Genomic DNA, 21,655 nt, shown 5'->3' on the forward strand with positions numbered 1-21,655 from the left:
TCGTTAGTACACTTTCATTTATACTCATGGTAACGATAACTGTCAAATTATTGTACTAAAATTATGCATGTTCTTTGATGTAGTTCAATATTCTTTTAGCTGAAATTGGAAAAGGTGTTTTTAAATTTTGTGCAAAAAGTGATACCCGCAACTCTTCTATCATCCAATAGCCTTGTATTAAAGCTTTACTTATTGGTTGACCCTTAGGTTGTTGAGCAATGACTGTATCTAATGATTTTTGTACTTTTTCAAGCTCTAACATTTTCAAACGGTCTTGATTAGGGTCAATTTGCAACTTTTCTAATCGTCGTAACATAGCGCTTAAATAACGGGCAATATCATCCAAACGTTGGTATCCCGCTTTAGTGATAAAGCCCTTAAAAACTAGGGCCTCTAATTGGCTTTTAATATCACCATGAGATTGCACAACATTTAACGACATTTTGCCTTTCATTTTTTTGCGTACATCATGTGCCAGACTTAATACTCGCTCGACTTTAATCGCCGCACTTAAGACACAATCTGCAATTTCTGCACGAACATGTTCTTTGCAGGCTTCAAACTCTGCTTGAGCACGAGGTAAGTCGCCGTATTCGTTAACTAAAAATTGACAGCCAGCAAGGATACAGTCATCTAACAAATCAGTTATCGAACCAAAGGGATTAAAATACAGCCCTAATTTAGCTTTATTGGGTAACTTTTCCTGCAAATATTTTATTGGCGACGGTATGCTCAGTAAAACAAGTCGACTGACCCCGTCAAGCATGGCTTGTTCAGCTAAACTTTCATGTTCAAATAACTCGATAGCAACAGACTTATTTTTATCCACCAAAGCTGGAAAAGCTTTTATGGTGATATTAGCGACTTTCTTTTCATAGCTTTTTGGCAAGCTTTTAAAGTCCCACTGGTCGATATTACTGCGTTCAATACCTTTGTCAGCGACCTTTTTAATCGACGCTTGCACCTTACCTTGTAAACTGTCTTTTAATTCGTCAAGCTTGCGACCTTGTTGGATCAATTTGCCATGTTCATTAACAATTTTAAAATTCATCGATAAATGCGGTACTAGCACTAAACCTTGCCAAGCGTCTTCCGGTAGGCGAGCACCTGTCATTCTTAATAACTGTTTTTCAATGGCGGTAGTTAATGCGACATCAGCGTTAGTTATTGCCGCTAAACAAGCTTCGGCGTAATTAGGCGCAGGCACGAAATTACGCCTTAATGCTTTAGGTAAAGCTCGAATTAATGCCGTAATAAGTTCAAGCCGTAAAGCGGGGATCAACCAATCAAAACCAATGTTTTCCACTTGATTTAATATTCCTAGCGGTATCAAAACACTGATACCGTCGTCGACATCGCCCGGGTTAAAATGATAACTCAGCGGTAAGGTTAAACTGCCTTGCTGCCAGGTTTCAGGATATTCAGTGGCCGATAACTTAACCGCACTTTCTTTTAACAAAAAGGCTTTGGTAAAGTTTAATAGTTTGGCGTCGGCTTGTTTTTGCTTTTTCCACCATGCTAAAAAGCTGCGTTGACAATTAACGTTCTCTGGTAGTTTTTCGGTATAAAAATCAACTAACTGTTGCTCTTCAATCAAAAAATCTCTGCGTCGAGCTTTTTGCTCTAATGCTTCAATTTCATTCACTAATTGACGATTATCTTTTAAAAACACCTCTTTAATCGTGCTTTCACCGTTAACTAACGCCTCGCGGATAAAAATTTCACGACAGGTATCAGGTTCAATTTGATTAAAGTGCACACTACGCTTAGCAACAATAATCAGGCCGTAGAGTGATACTTGCTCAAAGCCCATCACAGCGCCCTGCTTTTTCTCCCAATGCGGTTCACTATAGCTGCGTTTAACTAAATGTTGAGCAAGGGGTTCAATCCACAAAGGGTCAATTTTTGCGGCCATACGGGCAAATAAACGGCTGGTTTCAACTAGCTCTGCCGCCATTAACCATTTGGGCGATTTTTTAGCTAAGGCAGAGCCTGGGAAAATAAAGAAGGTACTGCCACGTGCGCCTTTATATTCTCGGTTTTCATCTTGTTGGCCTAGATGACTCAGTAAACCTGACAATATCGCTTGATGCACAATATCTACATTTGGATTAGTGGCGCTTTTTTCAGCTTCTTCCGATAAGTCTACTTCGATGCGGCTCATCGGAATTTTTAACTCGCGTAACGAATGCGTTAGCTGACTGTAGATGTCTTGCCACTCTCGAATACGCACATAGGACAAGAATTCTTTTTGGCACATGCGACGAAATTGATTGTTGGTTAGTTGCTTTTGTTGTTCTTCAACATAACTCCACAGTTTTAATAAACCAACAAAATCAGATTCTTTGTTCTTAAAACGGCTATGTTTTTCATCTGCTGCTTGTTGCTTTTCGTGTGGACGTTCACGTGGATCTTGAATACTTAAGGCACTGACAATAATGAATATTTGTTCAATACAGCCTAAGTCTGACGCGGTTAAAATCATTTTAGCTAAACGTGGATCAATAGGGAATTTTGCTAACGAGCGCCCTATTGGCGTTAAGGTCACTTTATTTGCCTTCGCGTCTATCGCGGCCAACTCTTCTAATAATTTCACCCCATCAGTAATATTGCGATTATCTGGTGGTTGAACAAACGGAAAGTCAGCAATTTCGCCTAGATCTAAGGACAACATTTGCAATATAACGGTCGCTAAATTAGTGCGCAGTATTTCAGGGTCGGTAAATTCAGGGCGGTTTAAAAAGTCTTCTTCTGAATAAAGACGAATACAGACCCCTGACGATACACGACCACAACGACCAGCACGTTGGTTAGCACTGGCTTGAGAAATAGCCTCTATCGGCAAGCGTTGCACTTTGGTACGGTAACTATAACGAGAAATTCTTGCGGTGCCTGGATCAATAACATATTTAATGCCCGGCACGGTTAAACTGGTTTCAGCAACGTTGGTGGCTAACACTATATTACGGCCAGTATGGGGTTTAAATATTAAATTTTGTTCGGCAACGGTTAAACGAGAATATAGCGGCAGCACATTAGTGTGGCGTAAGTTTGCTTTTTCTAATGACCGTGCGGTATCTCGAATTTCTCGTTCACCGTTGAGAAACACTAATATATCGCCACTGTCATCGGCGCCTAACTCATCAACCGCATTAAGAATGCCTGAAATAATATCGCCATCATCATTGCTCTCATCACTTGCCTCGTTCAGGGGACGATAACGCATTTCAACTGGAAAAGTTCGACCCGATACTTCAATAATGGGCGCAGGAACACCAGCAGCACTGGCAAAATGTTTGGCAAACTTTTCAGGATCAATGGTTGCCGAGGTAATGATGATTTTTAGATCAGGACGTTTAGGGAGAATTTGGCGCAAATAACCCAGAATAAAATCAATGTTTAAACTACGTTCATGTGCCTCATCAATGATCAAGGTGTCGTATTGGCGTAACAAACGGTCTTTTTGCATCTCTGCCAACAAAATACCGTCGGTCATTAACTTGATATAGCTTTGCTTGCCCACTTGGTCATTAAAGCGTACTTTATAGCCAACGGCGTCACCTAATTTGGTGTTGAGTTCTTCTGCAATACGGTTTGCTACCGTTCTAGCAGCGATACGTCGGGGTTGAGTATGACCAATAATACCGTCAATACCACGGCCAAGCTGCAAACATATCTTAGGAATTTGGGTGGTTTTACCTGAGCCAGTTTCGCCCGCAATAATAACCACTTGATTTTCATCAATAGCTTTAGCAATAACATCAACATTTTGTGAAACCGGTAAAGCTTCCGGGTAACTAAATTTAGGTACGTTAGCGAGACGAAGTTGTTTATTTTCTATCGATTGTTCAATCAATGCCGCTATTTGCTGTAAGCTTTTTTCTTGCTTACTCTGGTCAGTAATACTTTTAACACCCAATAAGCGCTTTTTAATGCGCGTTTTATCAGATAATTTAACCTGCTCTAAAAGGTTGAAAAGGGATTTTACGGTAACGTTTTTATTAGCTTTTTTAGTAGCAGTGGAAGTTGCGGTGATTGCAGTAGACAAGACAGACTCAAAACAGATAACAAAGAAGCTATATTAACAGGTAAGCAATGGCAAATGAATAAGTATATACCCGCTCTACTTGAAAATTGCCCGCTTAACGGTTGACGGAGTGAAGTTGGACCTACAAAACAATTGCACACCGCTATCTGATCACCCATAGACTCGATGTAGGTTGAACTTCAGTCCATCAAGTTAAATGAAATTTAACTGTTGTCGTCAAAATTCTGAACGACAACAATCATACCTAGTTGCAGAGGTTTGTTAAGCCATCGAGTTAACCACTGGCTAAACAGTTGACGGACTAAAGTCCGACCTACAAAACAATCGCACAACGCTATATAATCACCCGTAGGCTCTATGTAGGTTGGACTTCAGTCCATCAAGTTAAATGAAATTTAACTATCTTTGGCAAAATTCTAAACAACAAAAATCACACCTAGTTGCAGAGGTTTGTTAACCCATCGCGTTAATTGCCGGCTTAACCGTTGACGGACTAAAGTCCGACCTACAAAAGGTAAAAAATAGCTATACGTTAGATAAACACCCATAAAAGCAATTTTGACTAAAGTACTAACTTTCTCTCTCCCCCTAAACCGTTGACTTCATAACCTAACAGCCCGGTCGTGCTATAGAGTCAAAACTTTTCACCTTTTTAGTTTTTTAGCTTTTGTAAATTATTCACTTACCAAAGCTAATAAGGCCGGTTGTGTCGTGCTTGAAAGTGATTGTTCAATGCTTTTATAAGCGTTAACAAAATCTTTTTTCAAATGTGACTTTAGATGGCCTTTAACATTTTTCATTGGCTCTTTTTTTAAAACGCAAAAAAGAGCCAATGCATATAAAGTTTCAGGTTCGGTTAATGCCGCTTGGCGGTTTAAACTGGCATTATTACAAGCGCCACAACCACCTTTAAATTGATAGGCTGTATTGGCAAAAATAACGCCAAAGCCCATAAAACAAGCGACAAGATCTGTCGCTTGGGGTAAATATTCTTTACCTCCTGGCGGCATAACCTTGTTTGAAATCACCAAAATACTGGCCAGTGTTTGGCTAATAGCGGCAATTAAGTCTTGTGGTTGATTTACCTGGTTTGGCGTAAATCCCAGTATTAAGGCTCCATTGCCATTGCTGATGGCAACCTCAGCATGATCGCCTCTAATAATTGGCCCTAAACTCAAATCTTCAATGGCGGTATTTGATGCCGGTGTGGCTGATGAAAGTTGTATCGGCCACTTTTGCATGCCCGCATAGTTTTTGGTGTTGATGAACATAGCTTGAGCCATTTCATCAATACTGCTAACTTTGCCAGGATAAAACTCATTGGTCGGTAGTATTAAACCACTATCATTTTTAAGCACATTAATTTCAAAATTTTCAATGGCCCATGCAAAGGTATCAAATATCCAATTCTGGGTATTTTCATCAATAATTTCTTTCGGACTAAACAGTTTTGCTAACATAATTTATACTACTTTTTAAATCTTTACTCTTTGATTTTATGGGTTATCAAGTTAACAACACTACAAATAAAATCAAAAGTTAACATGGGTTATAAACCCACACACAGGTTAATGCTTTACTTTCATCAGTTAAAGGCCTTAAACACCTAATTTTTCACCTCTTGAGCCAAGGCCCATTGCCAAGCTTTAGTATTGTATAAAGGCACTGTTGATAATGAATGGTGATGACTACCAGACGACTCTTTCGTTGAATAAGACAGGTAAATAAGAGTTTTATTTTCAGCATCATAAATACGTCTGACTTTTAAGCTTTTAAATAAAATACTTTTTGACTCTTTAAAGACTACTTCCCCATTTTTTGAACGATCAATTTTTGCTAAAGCTTGCGCGGATATTTCACCCGTTTGTCGACAAGCAATACTCATATCTGATGGATCAGAAAAATCTAAATCGGCTTCAACATGACTAATATGACAGGTTACCCCAGTAACAATCGGGTCTTGCTTAGCGTTGATAACCACGTCTTTTGTGGTAAATAATCCCAGGCTAACTTTACCCACGTCATCTGAACAGCCAACAAGTACCATAGCGATAGATAAGCCTAGCAAGGTTTTCAAGTGGCTTATGTAAGGCCCATTAATAAAACGCCTTGAGGTAATTTCCCCTTTCGACGTCACGCTATTTTTTGCCACGACTATTTTTTTTGAAACCAATCTATTTTTTAAAACCAATCTGTTTTTTGAAATAAGTCTCGTATTCAAAGTCATCAACCTTTTAATCATCTTTAAATATCCCAATAAATTCTGCACCATTTGACGATTTACTCGCGCGATACATACCTGTGCTATTAAATGGCATAGTAATATTACCCGCCGTATCAATCGCAATAATACCACCTGAGCCGCCCGCTTTAACTAAAACATCATTTATCACTACGTCTGCGGCTTTCTCAAGACTAATGCCCTGATACTGCATGCGCGCACAGATATCTGCGGCGACATGATAGCGAATAAAATATTCACCGTGACCCGTTGCTGAAACAGCACAGCTGTCATTATTCGCGTATGTACCCGCACCAATAATGGGTGCGTCACCAATACGCCCAAAACGTTTCGCGGTCATGCCGCCTGTGCTAGTACCTGCTGTTAATGTACCTGATTTATCCAGTGCAACCGCGCCAACTGTGCCAAATTTATATTCATTACCCAGTGTTTGATGAGCAGCTTGAAAGTTTTTCAGCGTTTTTTCTTGCTCTACTAACTGCTTTTTAGCTTTTAATAACGACTGGTATCTCGCATCGGTATCAAAATAGCTATTTTCAACACTTGCTAAGCCTTGTTGTTGCGCAAAAACTTCCGCCCCTTCGCCACTGAGCATGACATGAACCGACTTTTCCATCACAGCTTCAGCTAACGCTATTGGGCTTTTGATGGTTTTCACTCCTGATACAGCGCCGGCATTTAAGGTTTTACCGTTCATTATCGAGGCATCAAGTTCATGCTCGCCATCAAAAGTGTAAACTGCGCCCTTGCCGGCATTGAACAATGGCGAGTTTTCTAATATTTGAATAGCGGCAATAACAGCAGCTTGACTAGATTCTCCATCTGCTAACAGAGCATAACCGGCATCACGCGCTTGTTTTAACTTAGTTTCATAGGCGTTACGCTTTTCTGTGGTCATTTTACTTTTATTTATTGTGCCTGCACCGCCGTGTATAGCGATAGCAAAAACCGGCTCTTGGTGAGCTTGCGCAGCAGCATGCATAAATAGCGGCACGCTTGCTAAGGTTAAAACAGTTGATAACAATAATTTGTTTTTCATGTGATTTCGCCGTAATGTTTGATGTAATATCGCTGCAACGCTTTGTATAATATTGCCACAATAATCAGGTGCTAAAAATATATGCTAACCCTATCGGCTAACCATCTCAGCTAACAATGTGCGATAAATTCTCTACTTTTACAAGTTTTCAGCCTAGACCAAGCTAACTCAATGTAGACATTAATAAACGCTTTCGCTATGGTACTGGTCATACCATCAAATAACGTTAGCATAATATTTATAGCCTAATAGGCTATTGAGCTAGGACAGCCATGACTGAGCAACGCGTAAGTGTAGAGATCACCCATAATATTGCCCACGTTAAACTTAATCGTGCGGATAAGCTTAATGCCTTAGATATGCCAATGTTTATCGCCATTCGACACACTATAAAAACACTGCGTAAAAACCGTGACATTCGTGCGGTTATTTTATCAGGTAATGGCGACGACTTTTGCTCTGGCTTAGATGTTAAATCTATCATGAAATCGCCAATGAGCATGATCAAACTGCTATTTAAGGTCTTACCTTGGCAGGCAAACTTAGCGCAAGTGGTGTCTACCGGTTGGCAGGATATTCCCGTACCTGTTATTTGCGCTATTCATGGCCGATGCTGGGGCGGCGGCTTACAAATAGCCTTAGGAGCAGATTTTAGGTTTGCTACACCAGACAGCTCATTATCTATCCTAGAAGGTAAATGGGGCTTAATACCTGATATGGGCGGCACAATAGCATTGCGCGACCTCCTCGCGATTGATCAAGCAAAAAAGCTCGCTATGACGGCAGAAGCGTTTACCGGCCAACAGGCGCTGGCCTTAAATTTAGTCACTGAAATCACAGCAACCCCTATAGCCGATGCACAAGCCTTCGCCCTGGCTTTAATGCAACAGTCACCTGACGCGATCGCAGCCAATAAAAAGCTATATAACAAGAGTTGGCAAGGTAGTAAAGGTTGGACGTTATTTCGTGAATCTTATTATCAAATTAGAATTTTAATGGGTAAAAATGTTCATCGAAAAATTTATAATCAAACCCATAAAGCTGAACAGCACAAGCCATTTGTAGCGCGTAAAAAGTGGTAAAGTGTGCTGATTTTTTGTCGTTTGGATTTCAGTCCGTTAACTGTTAAACGAGTGATTAATCTAATGGACCAAAAAAAATCTGCAGCCGTGTATAGTTTTATCGCTCAGTATCTATGCCAACAGGGTTAAATTTCATTTAACTTGATGGACTAAAGTCCAACCTACATAAGGCCTACGGGTGATAATGTCACGTTTAGTGATCATTTAGCGTTGGGTGATTTTTTGTAGGTCGGACTTTAGTCCGTCAATCGTTAAACGAGTGATTAATCTAATGGACCAAAAAAAATCTGCAGCCGTGTATAGTTTTATCGCTCAGTATCTATGCCAACAGGGTTAAATTTCATTTAACTTGATGGACTAAAGTCCACCCTACATAAGGCCTATGGGTGATAATGTCACGTTTAGTGATCATTTAGCGTTGGGTAATTTTTTGTAGGTCGGACTTTAGTCCGTCAATCGTTAAGCGAGTGATTAATCTGATGGACCAGCAAAAGTCTGCAGCTGTGTATTGTTTTATCGCTCGGTATCTATGCCAACAGGGTTAAATTTCATTTAACTTGATGAACTAAAGTCCACCCTACATAAGGCCTACGGGTGATAATGTCACATTTAGTGATAATTTAATGTGGGGCAATTTTTTGTAGGTCGGACTTTAGTCCGTCAATCGTTAAGCGAGTGATTAATCTGATGGACCAGCAAAAGTCTGCAGCTGTGTATTGTTTTATCGCTCAGTATCTATGCCAACACGGTTAAATTTCATTTAACTTGATGGACTAAAGTCCAACCTACATAGTACCTACGGGTGATGGTATCGCCTTGGGTACTGTTTTGTAAGTCGTATTTAGTCGGTTTTAACCTTGCTAATTTTGTGCACATGTTAATAATTTATAGCTTATTATGAACCACTATCAGTAACGCTATTAGCAGCAATATCACCAACACTTTCAGGCGATTTTTCTGTGCAATCAGCTAAATGAGTTTCAGCTTCTTTTTCTGCCACAGCCACACGGTCGGCCTTAGAAACATACTTAGGCTTGCTTGAGTTTTGCAGCTTAGCATTCATTTTCTTAACTTTTGATTTTAAGGCTTGGTTAATTTTCTTTTTACGATTCATATAACTTGTTTGCTTCTCTATGACTATCAAGGATGTACTATAAAAAGTACTCTAAAAAAATTCTCTAAAAAATGTAATGTAAAAACTCTACGATGAACACGGCACTCATATCAAAGCCACTAATCTAAGCTAAGCATTATGCCCGCTAAGTTAGCGCCTGAGATAAATGCCTCGTTATTTCAGTAACGGATGATCTGCCGGTAACTGTTTGGCAATCCATAACGATAACTTATGTTTCATGCTGGCCAAGTCTTCAGCATCTTTTGGCAAAGGTTGAATAAGTTTATCATTGACCAATAATCGATATAAGCTTTCAATTTTGTCCTTTGCGGCGTTAGTGGTTGAAAAGCCTTTATAGCCACGATTTTTCGCATAACCTTCACCAATAACAATGGCTTTTTTCAATAATTCAGCTTCATTTTTTAACTTCTTCATGCGCGGTATATTTTCCTGTATTTTTATTCAATAACAAGCTCAGGTGTTAACCTTAAGATCAAAAATGAGCCTTGTTCATATTGAGTGTTCATAGTGCGTGATCATTTAATCAATTCGTATAATTTACCGCACTGATATTAAAACCCTTACTATAAATTATGCTACCGCCTTATTTAAGTAAAAGGCTACGGCTTGGACTAGGATATTGCGACCTAAGCTAACCTCTTATGACATATCACTCACATGAGTATTTTAGTAATCTGCCAACAGTGATTTATTAAACTGATCGGTAGAGAGCGTTAAATTTTTATTTTCTATTCGCGTATTCAATTCACTAATATCTTTATCAAGTTTAGACATGGTTAAGGTGTTGTCATCTAATAAATAAATTTGCTTTAAACTGGCATAATAAAAATTTAAAATAATCAGTGCATTAACATTGTCATTGGCAGCGGCGGCTTTTATTTTTTTCAGTTTACGATATATCGCGTTTTGTTGCTGCTTAATTTGCCAAACATAATACACTTCACTAAAAAATGCACTGGCTCGTAGGCGATGCAAAGCAAAAACACAGGTTAATAATGCGAATAATACCCCAATAAAATTATACCTAAAATTACTTTCTGATGCTGCGGCATCCTTTGTCAACTCACCTGCCGCTTTAACTTCCGGCTCTGGGGTTATATTGCCAACATCAGCAAATAGCATGATCAAAGCTTGTCCATAAGCCAAAGCTAAAATAAGCAAACTGGCAATAAAGCTGACAATAATAATATTGAGGTGTTTACGGTAAACGGGTTTTTCAATGTCTTTTAATTTCATTTCTTAACTTACTTCTATAATTTCAATAAAGATGAACAACTAGGGTGATAAAGGCTAATTTATTGCCAAGCCAGAATGGCGTTTAACTTGCTGACTTACACCACTTTGCCAAACGCTCTGACTGCTAGCAATACTTAACTGCAGCTTAGCTCGAGTAATGCCAGTATATAATAATTCACGTGACAATAATCTATTGTCTTTTTGCTCGGGCAGCACCATAGCGACATGTTCAAACTCACTACCTTGAGTTTTATGGATAGTCATCGCATAAACCGTTTCAAATTTAGGCAAACGCGACGGCATTATCCAGTCATAACCGCCCTGTGTATTCTCAAATACGGCCATTAAATGCCCTTGGCTATTACGCCATAGCAAGCCAATATCGCCATTGTATACACCCAAACGATAGTCATTTTCACTGATCATTATCGGTTGGCTAGCGTATAAGGTGTTACTTGATTCAAAGCGATTAAAAGGAATTACCCCTTTATTACGCAATATATCAATCACTAAGGCATTTAGGCTTTCGACCCCTTGTGGGCCCTTACGCGTTGAGGATAAAATTCTAAATTTAGCCAATAAAGCAAAAGCCTCTTCAACCTTGTCGCATTGACAAAGGCCTAGGTAATACTGCTCAACCAAGGGTGTAAGCCAAGTTTCAATAGTGCCCGATAATAAGGTCAGTTGTTTGTCGTTACTCAGTGGCTCGCTGGGTTGCAATAACTGCCAACTTTCTTGATATTGGCCTTTAATAACATAATTGGCGATTTTACCTATGCCACCTTCGCCATCAAAGCGACGACTTTTCATTAAAAAGGTGACGCTATCTCCGGCGCTATATTGCTCGTCGGCCGCTAATGCGCTGCTATCTTTTGTCAGCGTTTGATAACCGGTTACCTGGGCTAAATATTGATGATTTAAAGCGCTGTAACCTAAGTGTGGACGCGGTGCAAAATCAGCTAAAACACTGCCAACCGCCACTGAGGGTAATTGATCAGCATCACCCAATAAAATGACTTTAGTGGTGGCGGGTAAGGCGCGAAAAATTCGCGTCATCAGAGGTAAATCGACCATAGAGACTTCATCAATCAGTAAAATATCTATCGCGAGTTTATTTTCTTGATGATGGCGAAAATTGACCTGATCAGGAATAACGCCTAATAATCTATGTAGGGTTTGTGCTTGCTCTGGAATAAGGTCTAATACTTGATCAGCAATACTACCACGAAAACCTTGAACCGCATTGGTGATTGATTCTGATAAGCGTTGTGCCGCTTTGCCTGTTGGCGCTACTAAGGCGATTCGTGGCGCCGTAAAACTTGCGCTATTTGCGCTTATTTCGCTTGAGCTTTCATTATTTGAGCTTTCATCCGTTAAGTTTTGGCTACCTTGACTTGAGTTTTCACTATCCGCTATGGCTAACATGACCAAGGCAGCAAGCAGTTTAGTCACGGTATAAGTTTTGCCTGTACCCGGGCCACCGGCAATAATGGCAAAGTCTTTATTCATCGCATTAGCTACGGCAACGCCTTGCCAGTCAATGGCGCTAATGGGTAACTCATTCTGTGCGGCTAAATCAGGAAACAAAGTGTTGACAATGCTTTTGATGGTATCAAGTTCACATTTTGCTTGCTGGGTATTTTCAGCTGATTCAACTTGTCTTTCTCGACTGTTACGTCGCTCTCGCACTAGCTGCTTTAGCTCTTGCTCAAATTGATAATAGCGCCGTAAATAAAGCCGTTCATGACTTAACACTATCGGTTGCTGCTCAGCCTCTACTTTTTGCTCCAAGCTTACTAAAGGAAGTTTTTCCATCAGCACCGATAGGGTTTTAAGGTCGGCAAATATAAAGCCCTTAGTATCTGTTGTAACCACTAAGGGCTTTTCGCTCACACTAGCACTTTGACTTGTGCTATCACTAAAGAGTCGTTTACCGGCGACTTGCGCTAGGGGTAAACAACTATGTCCGTCTCGCAGGCTCGCACTTAAAGCGATTAACAAATGAAACCATTGTTGTTGATTGGATAACAGTTGTTCATCACTTTGCATGTCATCAGTCTGTTTATCAGCTAAGTTATTAGTCAGGTAAAAACCCAGACATTGGCTGATTTCTTTAGCGAAAAAATAATCCACAGCAACCAAACCATCAAGTTGACTTGACGCATGTTGAAACGATGCATAAATAGTTTCACTTTGTACTTTATGGTTAATCATGACTTCAGGCATTAGTGCTTTCTCCAGCAAAAATATCATCAAGTTGATCTAATTCTGCGAGGGTAATTTGGCGATAATAAACACCACAATCTTGATGCTGAGTTTGGTTGCTCATACCACGTAAATACAAATAATAAATACCGCCAAAATGCTGCTCGGGATCATAATCAGCCAAGGCATATTTTAGATGACGGTGTAATGCCAAAGCATAAATAAGATATTGTAAGTCGTAATGATTTTTCTCGATATTATGACGCATAGCCAGATCGTTATAATCACTATAGTGATCGCCTAAATGGCTAGACTTATAATCACAAACATAATATTTGCCATCGGCCTGAAAAATCAAATCGATAAAACCATGCATCATACCTTTAAGTTGATGATAAGAAGGCAGATGCACTCGATGATTTTTAGCTATTTGGCTACTGGCATTACTATTTCTATGTTCGGTCAGCAGTTTTGTTAATAAGCTACTACTTGCCGAGCGCATGGGGTAATAAAACTCGGTTTCTCGTAAGGTATCTTGCAACTCAAGCTGAGCTAAAGACCAAGAGTTATTAGCGTTAAGTGGCGTGTGTAATACCTCTTCTAACCATGTTATTAACCGTGTTTGGCCATGGCTTTTCGGCGTATTTTCGCCACTCTCGGTTGAACTCTCTGCTGAACTCTCAATTGAACTATTTAAAGTGCTATCTGCCGCAGTTTCTATTACGCCATCTATAGCGCCATATTTTACCAGTGGCCAATGGCAACTTTTTTGCCAATCAGGGGCTGAAAAGTCGGTTTGTTCTAAAATGTCATGTAGTAAGTTACCGGTTTGTGCACCTTTGGTTAAGGTAAAACGTAACTCGTTAATATGACTTGATAGTGCGTTGTGGGTATTATCGCCTTGATCAGCAAGTTCGGTTTCTTGATTATCTCGATCAGGCGAAGAAACACCATTATGACGTAGATTTTTACTCAAAGCGGAGAATGAACTTAACCACCAATCACGCTCAATTTTGCCATTAAAACGCGCTACTTGAGCTTGATTTTCAATGATAACCTTGGCATTTATTTCATCATTAGTGCTTTGGGTATGGGTATTGGTATTGCCAGTGACTGAAATTTGCTTAGCTAAGGTTTCATTTGATAGCGTTTCTTTTGATAAGGTTTCTTGTGATAAGCTTTCTTCGGCTAAATAGTTGTCTAACACTGCAAGTGCTATTTCATCAGGATTATCTTGCGCTAATTGCTGCAAGCTGGTTGCCATATCAGTATCTACCGACCATTTTAGTGTTTTACCTAATGGCGAATTTTCATAATGGTCGAAAGCCGTGCTGAGAATATAACAGCGTTTTTCCGCGCGAGTAACCGCTACATATAACAGCCGAATAGCTTCTGCATAAGCTTCTGAGGCCATGCGGGTTTTCGCATCGTTGTTACCGTCTAGGCTCTGTTGTAGCACGCCGTTTTCATCATGAAACTCAATAAAACTGACCTGACGATTACCGAACTTAAGCGGGTCTTTATGACGTGTGGCAAACGGCACAAACACCACCGGATATTCCATGCCCTTAGAGCCATGTTGCGTAATAATACGGATCAGGTTTTCGTCACTTTCTAAACGTAGCTCAGCTTCAACTTCTGGGTTGTTTATCTGGCTTTGTTGTTCAAACCAAAATAACAGCTCTTGCGGTTGACGATGTCGTTGACTTGCCCCTTGTAACAATTCAAACAAGTGCAATAAATTGGTTAATATTCTATCCGCATTATGCTTATCATCAGCGCTGTTATCTACAGCACTAATCTCAATATGAAAATGTTGATGCATTAACTGCAATGCCATACTGATAAAGCCTTTAAACTGCCATTCATTACGCAGTTTTTCAAAGCTAATTTTTAATGCTTGCCATTGTTGTTCGTCGTGCTGTAATTGCAATAACTTTTCACGATTAAAGCCCATTAATGGGCTGGCTAATGCGGCGGTATATAAACGGTCATTCTCTAAAAACAAAATACCTTTTAACAATTGCAGTAAATGTTTGGTTTCATCACTTTGCAATAAGTTGGCGCGATTACTCATAAACACGCTAGCTAACCCACATTGGTTTAAGGCAAATTTGATATCAGCCGCTTCAGCACCATCGCGGACCAATAAAGCAATATCGCCACTCGCCATGTTAAGTTCAGGGCAAGCTAATAGCCTGACAATTTCATTGGCACACCAAGCCGACATTTGGGTGCGATAGCCTTGTTTAACGGCTTTTTCTTTACCGTCTTTGCTTTTAGCATCCGCTTCAACATTAAAGTGAATAAACTGTAGGGCATTAAATTCGCTATCTGAAAACACTTTTTCGTGTGCCTTGGCTGAGGCTTTAACCGGTAAATAAGGAATTTGATAACCAAAAACATCAACCGCATCATCAGATAATTTATTACCGTAAAACAAACGATTATAGCCGGTGATCATGGCAGCACTTGAGCGCCAATTGGTATCCATTAACCATTGATGGTCGCAGTCGTTTCGCGCTGAAAGGTAGGCAAAGATATCGCCACCACGAAAACCATAAATGGCTTGTTTCGGATCGCCTATCATGTAAAGTGCAGCACTTGGCTGATGATAATAAATTGCTTTTAATATCGAGAACTGTTGCGGGTCGGTATCTTGAAACTCATCAACAAGCGCAACAGGGAATTGAGAAAATATACTATTGGCTAACACCTGGTCAGGTTCCTGCCCTGATTTATCCGTCAAGCAATCATTTAACGTGCTAATTAAATCGTCAAAGCCCATCACATTCGCTTGCAGTTTTTTTCGGGTGATTTCTGCGCGGATATGATAAATACCTTTTCTCACCACCAACAAAGCTTGTGCACGATTAATCTGTTTTGCTAAATCAGGATGTTGTTTTTTAACCCTATTGACCGCGGTAAAAATTTCCATTAATTCGCTTTTCAATTTCGAGCGGCCGTAACGTCGACCATCAATAAAAGCATCAGGCATTTTGCCGTGCTTACCTGCAACATCAGCCGACAGCTCTGCTAACCAATGGAGTAATAGTGTTAATTCTTGTTGGCGCTTTTCTTGTTCTACGCCCTTTTTAACCTCAATGAGCGAGGTGGTTAACATGGTTATATTGGCATCTAAACTAGCAATGGCTTGCTCAACTAAGCCTTTAAATTCAACGCTAATATTTTCTGGGTCTTGCACGTTCAAGACGTTTTGTGTCGCTAACGCTTTAGAAAACTGATTAATAAAAGTAGCTGGCTCTGGCCAAAATTCGCTGACCAACTTAAAGGCTTGGCCGTTATTTTCGGCCCCTAATGCCAATACGCGATACCAGTCTTGGCAGGCTTCTAAGGTAATATCTTGGGTGTTAGTTTCCATTTGGGCATTAAAGCTAATACCGCTGGCAAAAGCATATTGGTTCAGCACACGCTTACAAAAACCATGAATGGTAAAAATAGCGGCTTCGTCGATATACAATAAGGCTTGGCTTAAGCGCGCTTTGACTTCACGACTACCAATATTTTTATCGACCAGATTTTCATTCAAAGTTTTAAAGTAATCATCCTGAACAACTAATGTATCCCAGCTGTGCAGGCTTTCTCGAATAAAATCATCAATACGACCACGAATTTCTTCTGTCGCGTCTTTGGTGAAAGTCATCACCAAAATCTGTTCAATCGGTAATTCTCGCTCTAATAATAAGCGTAAAAATATTCGGGTGATATTATGCGTTTTACCTGTACCGGCACTGGCTTCAATTAAATGTTTGCCTTGCAGCTCAATAGTATTGGCGTTTAAATTTTTCATTTTTTAGCTCCCTGCCCTTTTACTGTTACCTTTACTGACTGCAGGGCATCTAACATTGGCTGATACAAAGCAAGTAATCTGGGTGATATTTTTTGATAATCAGGACATTGTGGCCAAAAATATTGTACATAGGCTTCATCACCAAAGGCTTGAAAGCTATTGCTGTCAGACCAAAACTGTTCAAACTGTGTTTGTTCAAAGACTTTGCTCTTGCGTATTTTCTCTGCAATATCACCATTAAGTAATAGTGGTTGCTGCTGGCCTAAATAAAACGTTACGATTAAGCGCAATAATTGCCCTTTGGCATCGTTAATATCACTAAAGTAGAATTGGCTTGGCTTTTGGCTTTTGGTGTCAAAATAATAACCATGTGTAGCGGCCACATTGGCATATAATGCGGTTTTCGCTGGTGCTGACTTGCTTTGTAAAGCCTCAACTTGTGCAACTTGAACAATAAGTTGGTGTAAATACAAGGTGAATAAGTCTTTCGCTTTTGCACTACTGCTGCGATAAAACACCGCCTTGTTATCAACAATAGTTAATTTACTCTCAAGGGTTAAGCTTTTAGGTAACACAGTTTTTAAGCTGGCTAGTTCATTGCTTGAATATAGGCTGTCATCAAAAAGTACGTTATTGGTTAAAGCATCAGCTAAGTTCAGCGTGACGCTACAATCTATGGGCTCAAGGGTTAAGCCTTCATTTTGTGCTAATTCAGTGATAATGAATTGGCTGAAATCTTCGCTGTCTTTTTGCCAACCTTGTATTAGCTCATCAGTACTGGGTAAGTCGGGCAAGTTTCCTGACAGCTTAGCGCTAAGTAATATCTCATCACAGCTTTGTTTACTTTGCGCTGGTGCTAGGTAATAGCTCAGCAAGTCTTGTCTTAGCAAGTAGCTATCGAGTCGGTTAGGTACAAAAGGCTCTACGTCATTAATCAATGTATTGCTGTTGTCTAAATACAAATAAAGTGCTCGTTGAGCGTAATAACGCCCAGGATGCTGATAAAAGCGAATAACATCATTAGCTGATAAATTTTCAGGATTGCCGGCTGTATTGGCATCAACGGCTGTTATGGTGTTATTTTCTACGCTTCCTTCTAGGTTATGCTCTGTGCTATTTGTCGAAACATTTGCTGAAACATTTGTCGAAATATCTACAACACTATGTTCTGATGCATGGGTAGCCGCATTGCCAAGTTCAACTTTTGCTTGGCGCAAGTGTAACCAGTTGGCATCAAAGCTGGCAAATGCTCCTAGGTAATTTTTCTCGCTAAACGCCTGCATAGGTAATTGTCTAACTTGGCCCTCTACATTAGTTGCCGCTTCGGTGTTTAAACCGAGTAACTGCCAACCATAACCGCGAGCAAGATATTCCATCAGTTCTTTTAATACCAACGACGGTTGACGGTCTTTATTGTTCTTAATATTTTTACCTTGATAGCTTAAATACAAAGCTTGGCGGGCAGAAATTATCGCCTCTAAAAATAAATATCGGTCGTCACCTCGGCGCGATCTGTCACCCAATTGCGCTGGTGTGGTGGTCATTAAATCAAAACTGAGTGGTTGGCGTTGGCGCGGAAATTCGCCATCGTTCAAGCCTAATACCGCAATTATTTTAAAGGGAATACTGCGCATAGGCAGCATAGAACAAAAGGTAACTTGCCCAATCATAAACTGTCGACCCGGATCGGGCTGACTGAAGTGACTATTTAAAAAATCACGAATAACCGCCAAACTAATCGCGCTGTCGTAAGCGCCATGCTGACAATATTCCACTAACGACTCAATGGCGGTGCGAATAATATTCAAACCATTATCGCTTTCGTCGTCAAAAAGTTGTTGCAATAGGTCAAACAAAAATTGCTGCCATTGCACAGCTGTGCGTGCTTTTGACATGCTAATAGCGGTTAGTTGTAACTGCTCAATAATCAACATGAGTTTGCCCAGTAGCTCACTGTCGCTGCCTTCGATGGTGGGCAATAACAGCTGATTTTGGTAAATCACACTATGATCTGCAAAAGCAAAACCGCGCATTAAACGGCTTAAACCTTGTTGCCAAGTAAAACTGTTACTGGCGCTGTTGAGATCTGAAGCCACTGGTTCATTTTCTTGCTTATGAGGCTCTTCCCTCACGTCACCCGCTTGGCTTTGCGTTAACACTTGTTGTTTATGGGCTTTATCTAAACCCCAATGCACACAAGAAAGTTCAAGCCAATGGGTGATTTTTTCGATGTCGTCAAGGTTAATGCCAAAACGAGATTGCATCGCTGGCAAGCGTAATAAAGCAATTAAACTTGACACTTGAAAGCGGCTGTCGGGCAAGGTTAACAACTGGGCAAACGCCGCTACTAACGGCTCGGCGTCTTTACTAATGCGATCAGCAATCGAACAAGGTAGTGGTGGCACTTCGTCAGCAACATCTTGCCAGCCTCGCGTAAAAACGGCATTAACATAAGGTGCATATTGCTCAACTTGCGGGCACATTACTAAAACGTCTTTTGGCGTTAAGCTTTTGTCTTGATTAAATTGATGTAACAACCAGTCGTGTAAACCCTGCACTTCACGCAGCGCACTGTGAGCACTGGTGATCAAAATTGAGCCATCAACTTTTGGCGCTTGTTCAGGGCTTTGCGGCTCTTGATGACGAGCATCTGACAAAGATAAAATGTCTTGCTGAACACTCGCTAAAACATTGGCTTGTGACATGATTTTTGAAATGGCTTCAGGACTAGAGTTAGCTTGCTCAGCGCTATTTAAGTCTGCAACGGCTGATTCAAAAACCTCAATATTAATTGTGCTGTACTGATATAAAAGCGCCATAAATTCTCGGCCTTGCTGGCCCAAGTTGGCTAATAGAGGATTACCTACTGGCTGGTTTATATCGGCTAAATCAGCATTAAGACTTTGCTTATCAACACTTTCATCACTCACCTCATTGACTTGTTCCGCCGAAAAGTCTGTGCCTTTGAGCCAAGCTTCAATGGCATTTTTTTCTGTCACCACATCGCCCCAATAAGCATAACAAGGGTTTAAATGGAAAAAATGCACATCAATTTTCTCACTTAAGGCATTAATAAACTCAAGCCAAAGTGGCGCCATGGCATTAATGCCAAAAAATGATAAGCGATGCGGTAACGCTTGTGCTGTTAATCGGTCAAGATTATTTAAGTTTTTTATCGCCAGTGCGACCAGTTCACGAGGATTATAAGGTTGTTCGCGCACCAATAGATGCCAAAGCTTGCCTTGCCAAATAGCATTACTTTCAATATCTTGTTGATTATCATCTGATACTGTTGAATGCTCACTCGCTTGTTGATCAAAAGCGCTAAATTCACCTTTGTGCCAAGCGTGGATCCATTCAGGACGAAATATTAAATATTGCTCATATAAATCAGCTAACTGACAAGCCAACTGATAACGTTTTAACTGCTCAGCATCACTGTAACTTTGACCAGCGGCGTTTTTATTAGCCGTCTTGTTAACATTTTCTGAGTTATTGGCTTTAGCTTGCCAATAATCACTAGCTACTTGAAACGAGACATCATCAATGACTTCATTTGAGGCTAATAAAGTGTCGATGCGCCAAGCAAGTACTTCTCGTGAATAAGGCGATTGCTCAGGCACGTCTTCATCGCTGGCTAAATTTCTAATTAAATTCCACAAAAATTGTGATGGTAAGGCATAACGCATATTCATGCTAATGCCTCGCTGCTCGGCCAGTGACATATTCAGCCAATGTTGCATACCGGCATTTTGCACAATAACAGTGTCTTGAGCGAAAACAGGAAGTGGGGAGAGTTGCTGAATTTTATCAAGCAGCACTAACAAATTTTCCATTTTGTTAGCGGGATAAAGATAGAACAAGTGCGCGCCTTTTTAGCCAGGGTTTTTATAGTTAAATTTAACCACATCACGCACGATAACACTAGCGGTTGTTGTCTCATAGGTATTGAAAATCATTGAATAAAAAGCATATTAGATAAACTAAACATCTTTCGCTTCATTTGAAGTTAAAGCAAAGATATTATTTAAGATCAGTGTGATACCCAGGCCATTTTAAGGTGTAGTTGCAGCGTTAAGTGAGGAAATAAGATCAAGGCGGGATACGATGATAATGGTTATTCTCTTAACAAAATATCGGGGGAATTTTTAATAGCTTTGGCTAGTCTATAGGCAAAGATCATAATCGCCTGAAGTAATCCGTGCCTTCTGGCTAAACCTTTGTCGACTTGCAAAAGCCTGCTTCTTGAGGTGGAACGGGTATATATGCAGATCGGCGAATAACCTGCTTTAACAACAACGATTATTATTGATTTGGCTCTGTTCTACAACACGGTTACTAGGTTATGAAGTCTAATTACAAAGGGTTAAAAAAATGAGTATTGAACCAAAATTGATTTTACCGGTGATAATCTAAACTTTAAGCATTTTTTTATCATTTTTTTGTAGATCTTTCATCGGTTTTTTGTCGGTTTTTGTAGGTCGGACTTCAGTCCGAAAAACGTTTAGCAGCCAATTAACATAATAGGTCAACCGACATCTGCAGCGGCATATTTTTTTATCAGCATTTATGCCAATAACCGTTAAATTTCATTTAACCTGATGGACTAAAGTCCAACCTACATGGGACAAACGTTTAGTGGCCAATTAACATAATAGGTCATCCGACATCTGCAGCGGCATATTTTTTATCAGCATTTATGCCAATAACCGTTAAATTTCATTTAACCTGATGGACTGAAGTCCAACCTTGTATCTCTCTAAATAGAGTAATGAGCTATTATTCTATGACGAGAACTAAGAGAGTTTGAGTCCAACCTTAAAGCATTGACTTTGGTCTGTAGATAAAACCCTTAGT

11 protein-coding genes are annotated in these 21,655 nt (G+C 40.0%); 1 reads left to right on the plus strand and 10 read right to left on the minus strand.

Annotated features, from left to right (window positions below):
• Nucleotides 1-61 precede the first annotated feature (61 nt).
• From hrpA to H4J65_RS00345, 4 genes are all read right to left on the minus strand, one after another.
• Nucleotides 62-4,048, minus strand: coding sequence for an ATP-dependent RNA helicase HrpA (gene hrpA, locus H4J65_RS00330; RefSeq protein ID WP_220465053.1), 3,987 nt, complete (start codon nucleotides 4,046-4,048; stop codon nucleotides 62-64).
• A 674-nt stretch (nucleotides 4,049-4,722) separates the two neighbouring features.
• On the minus strand, nucleotides 4,723-5,508 hold the full coding sequence (locus tag H4J65_RS00335; RefSeq protein ID WP_182194036.1) for a hypothetical protein: 786 nt from the start codon (nucleotides 5,506-5,508) through the stop codon (nucleotides 4,723-4,725).
• Between the two features lie 146 nt (nucleotides 5,509-5,654).
• Complete coding sequence (locus H4J65_RS00340; RefSeq protein ID WP_182194064.1) at nucleotides 5,655-6,095, minus strand: CreA family protein; 441 nt, start codon at nucleotides 6,093-6,095, stop codon at nucleotides 5,655-5,657.
• 187 nt (nucleotides 6,096-6,282) lie between these two features.
• Nucleotides 6,283-7,329, minus strand: a complete 1,047-nt coding sequence (locus H4J65_RS00345) for an isoaspartyl peptidase/L-asparaginase family protein (protein ID WP_182194040.1) — start codon at nucleotides 7,327-7,329, stop codon at nucleotides 6,283-6,285.
• A 272-nt stretch (nucleotides 7,330-7,601) separates the two neighbouring features.
• Between H4J65_RS00345 and H4J65_RS00350 the strand changes: the two genes are divergently transcribed.
• A complete protein-coding gene (locus H4J65_RS00350) occupies nucleotides 7,602-8,411 on the plus strand; it encodes a crotonase/enoyl-CoA hydratase family protein (protein ID WP_182194043.1) in 810 nt (269 codons plus the stop codon).
• An 895-nt stretch (nucleotides 8,412-9,306) separates the two neighbouring features.
• On the opposite strand, the gene H4J65_RS00355 is transcribed toward H4J65_RS00350, so the two are convergent.
• The 6 genes from H4J65_RS00355 to H4J65_RS00380 all read right to left on the minus strand — a co-directional run bounded on the left by H4J65_RS00355 (nucleotide 9,307) and on the right by H4J65_RS00380 (nucleotide 20,661).
• On the minus strand, nucleotides 9,307-9,525 hold the full coding sequence (locus tag H4J65_RS00355; RefSeq protein ID WP_182194047.1) for a DUF2986 domain-containing protein: 219 nt from the start codon (nucleotides 9,523-9,525) through the stop codon (nucleotides 9,307-9,309).
• Between the two features lie 174 nt (nucleotides 9,526-9,699).
• Complete coding sequence (locus H4J65_RS00360) at nucleotides 9,700-9,960, minus strand: DUF5062 family protein (protein ID WP_182135519.1); 261 nt, start codon at nucleotides 9,958-9,960, stop codon at nucleotides 9,700-9,702.
• Nucleotides 9,961-10,212: 252 nt separating this feature from the next.
• On the minus strand, nucleotides 10,213-10,782 hold the full coding sequence (locus H4J65_RS00365) for a DUF3087 family protein (protein WP_182194051.1): 570 nt from the start codon (nucleotides 10,780-10,782) through the stop codon (nucleotides 10,213-10,215).
• 54 nt (nucleotides 10,783-10,836) lie between these two features.
• Nucleotides 10,837-13,008 (minus strand): exodeoxyribonuclease V subunit alpha, encoded by a 2,172-nt coding sequence (recD, locus tag H4J65_RS00370; protein WP_259367452.1) that lies wholly within the window; start codon nucleotides 13,006-13,008, stop codon nucleotides 10,837-10,839.
• The gene (recB, locus tag H4J65_RS00375) at nucleotides 13,001-16,798 is read right to left on the minus strand and encodes an exodeoxyribonuclease V subunit beta (protein WP_182194055.1); all 3,798 of its coding nucleotides are present in this window, start codon (nucleotides 16,796-16,798) and stop codon (nucleotides 13,001-13,003) included. The genes recD and recB overlap by 8 nt, the downstream gene beginning before the upstream one ends.
• Complete coding sequence (locus H4J65_RS00380) at nucleotides 16,795-20,661, minus strand: exodeoxyribonuclease V subunit gamma (RefSeq protein ID WP_182194058.1); 3,867 nt, start codon at nucleotides 20,659-20,661, stop codon at nucleotides 16,795-16,797. The genes recB and H4J65_RS00380 overlap by 4 nt, the downstream gene beginning before the upstream one ends.
• Nucleotides 20,662-21,655 lie beyond the last annotated feature (994 nt).

This window comes from Colwellia sp. MB02u-9 (assembly GCF_014077085.1).
Taxonomy (GTDB): domain Bacteria; phylum Pseudomonadota; class Gammaproteobacteria; order Enterobacterales; family Alteromonadaceae; genus Cognaticolwellia.

Coding starts and splice junctions, on each gene's coding strand:
- recB (WP_182194055.1), bottom strand. CDS start 16,798: ATGAAAAATTTAAACGCCAATACTATTGAGCTGCAAGGCAAACATTTA.
- H4J65_RS00360 (WP_182135519.1), bottom strand. CDS start 9,960: ATGAAGAAGTTAAAAAATGAAGCTGAATTATTGAAAAAAGCCATTGTT.
- H4J65_RS00350 (WP_182194043.1), top strand. CDS start 7,602: ATGACTGAGCAACGCGTAAGTGTAGAGATCACCCATAATATTGCCCAC.
- H4J65_RS00355 (WP_182194047.1), bottom strand. CDS start 9,525: ATGAATCGTAAAAAGAAAATTAACCAAGCCTTAAAATCAAAAGTTAAG.
- H4J65_RS00340 (WP_182194064.1), bottom strand. CDS start 6,095: ATGGTACTTGTTGGCTGTTCAGATGACGTGGGTAAAGTTAGCCTGGGA.
- H4J65_RS00335 (WP_182194036.1), bottom strand. CDS start 5,508: ATGTTAGCAAAACTGTTTAGTCCGAAAGAAATTATTGATGAAAATACC.
- recD (WP_259367452.1), bottom strand. CDS start 13,008: ATGCCTGAAGTCATGATTAACCATAAAGTACAAAGTGAAACTATTTAT.
- H4J65_RS00345 (WP_182194040.1), bottom strand. CDS start 7,329: ATGAAAAACAAATTATTGTTATCAACTGTTTTAACCTTAGCAAGCGTG.
- H4J65_RS00365 (WP_182194051.1), bottom strand. CDS start 10,782: ATGAAATTAAAAGACATTGAAAAACCCGTTTACCGTAAACACCTCAAT.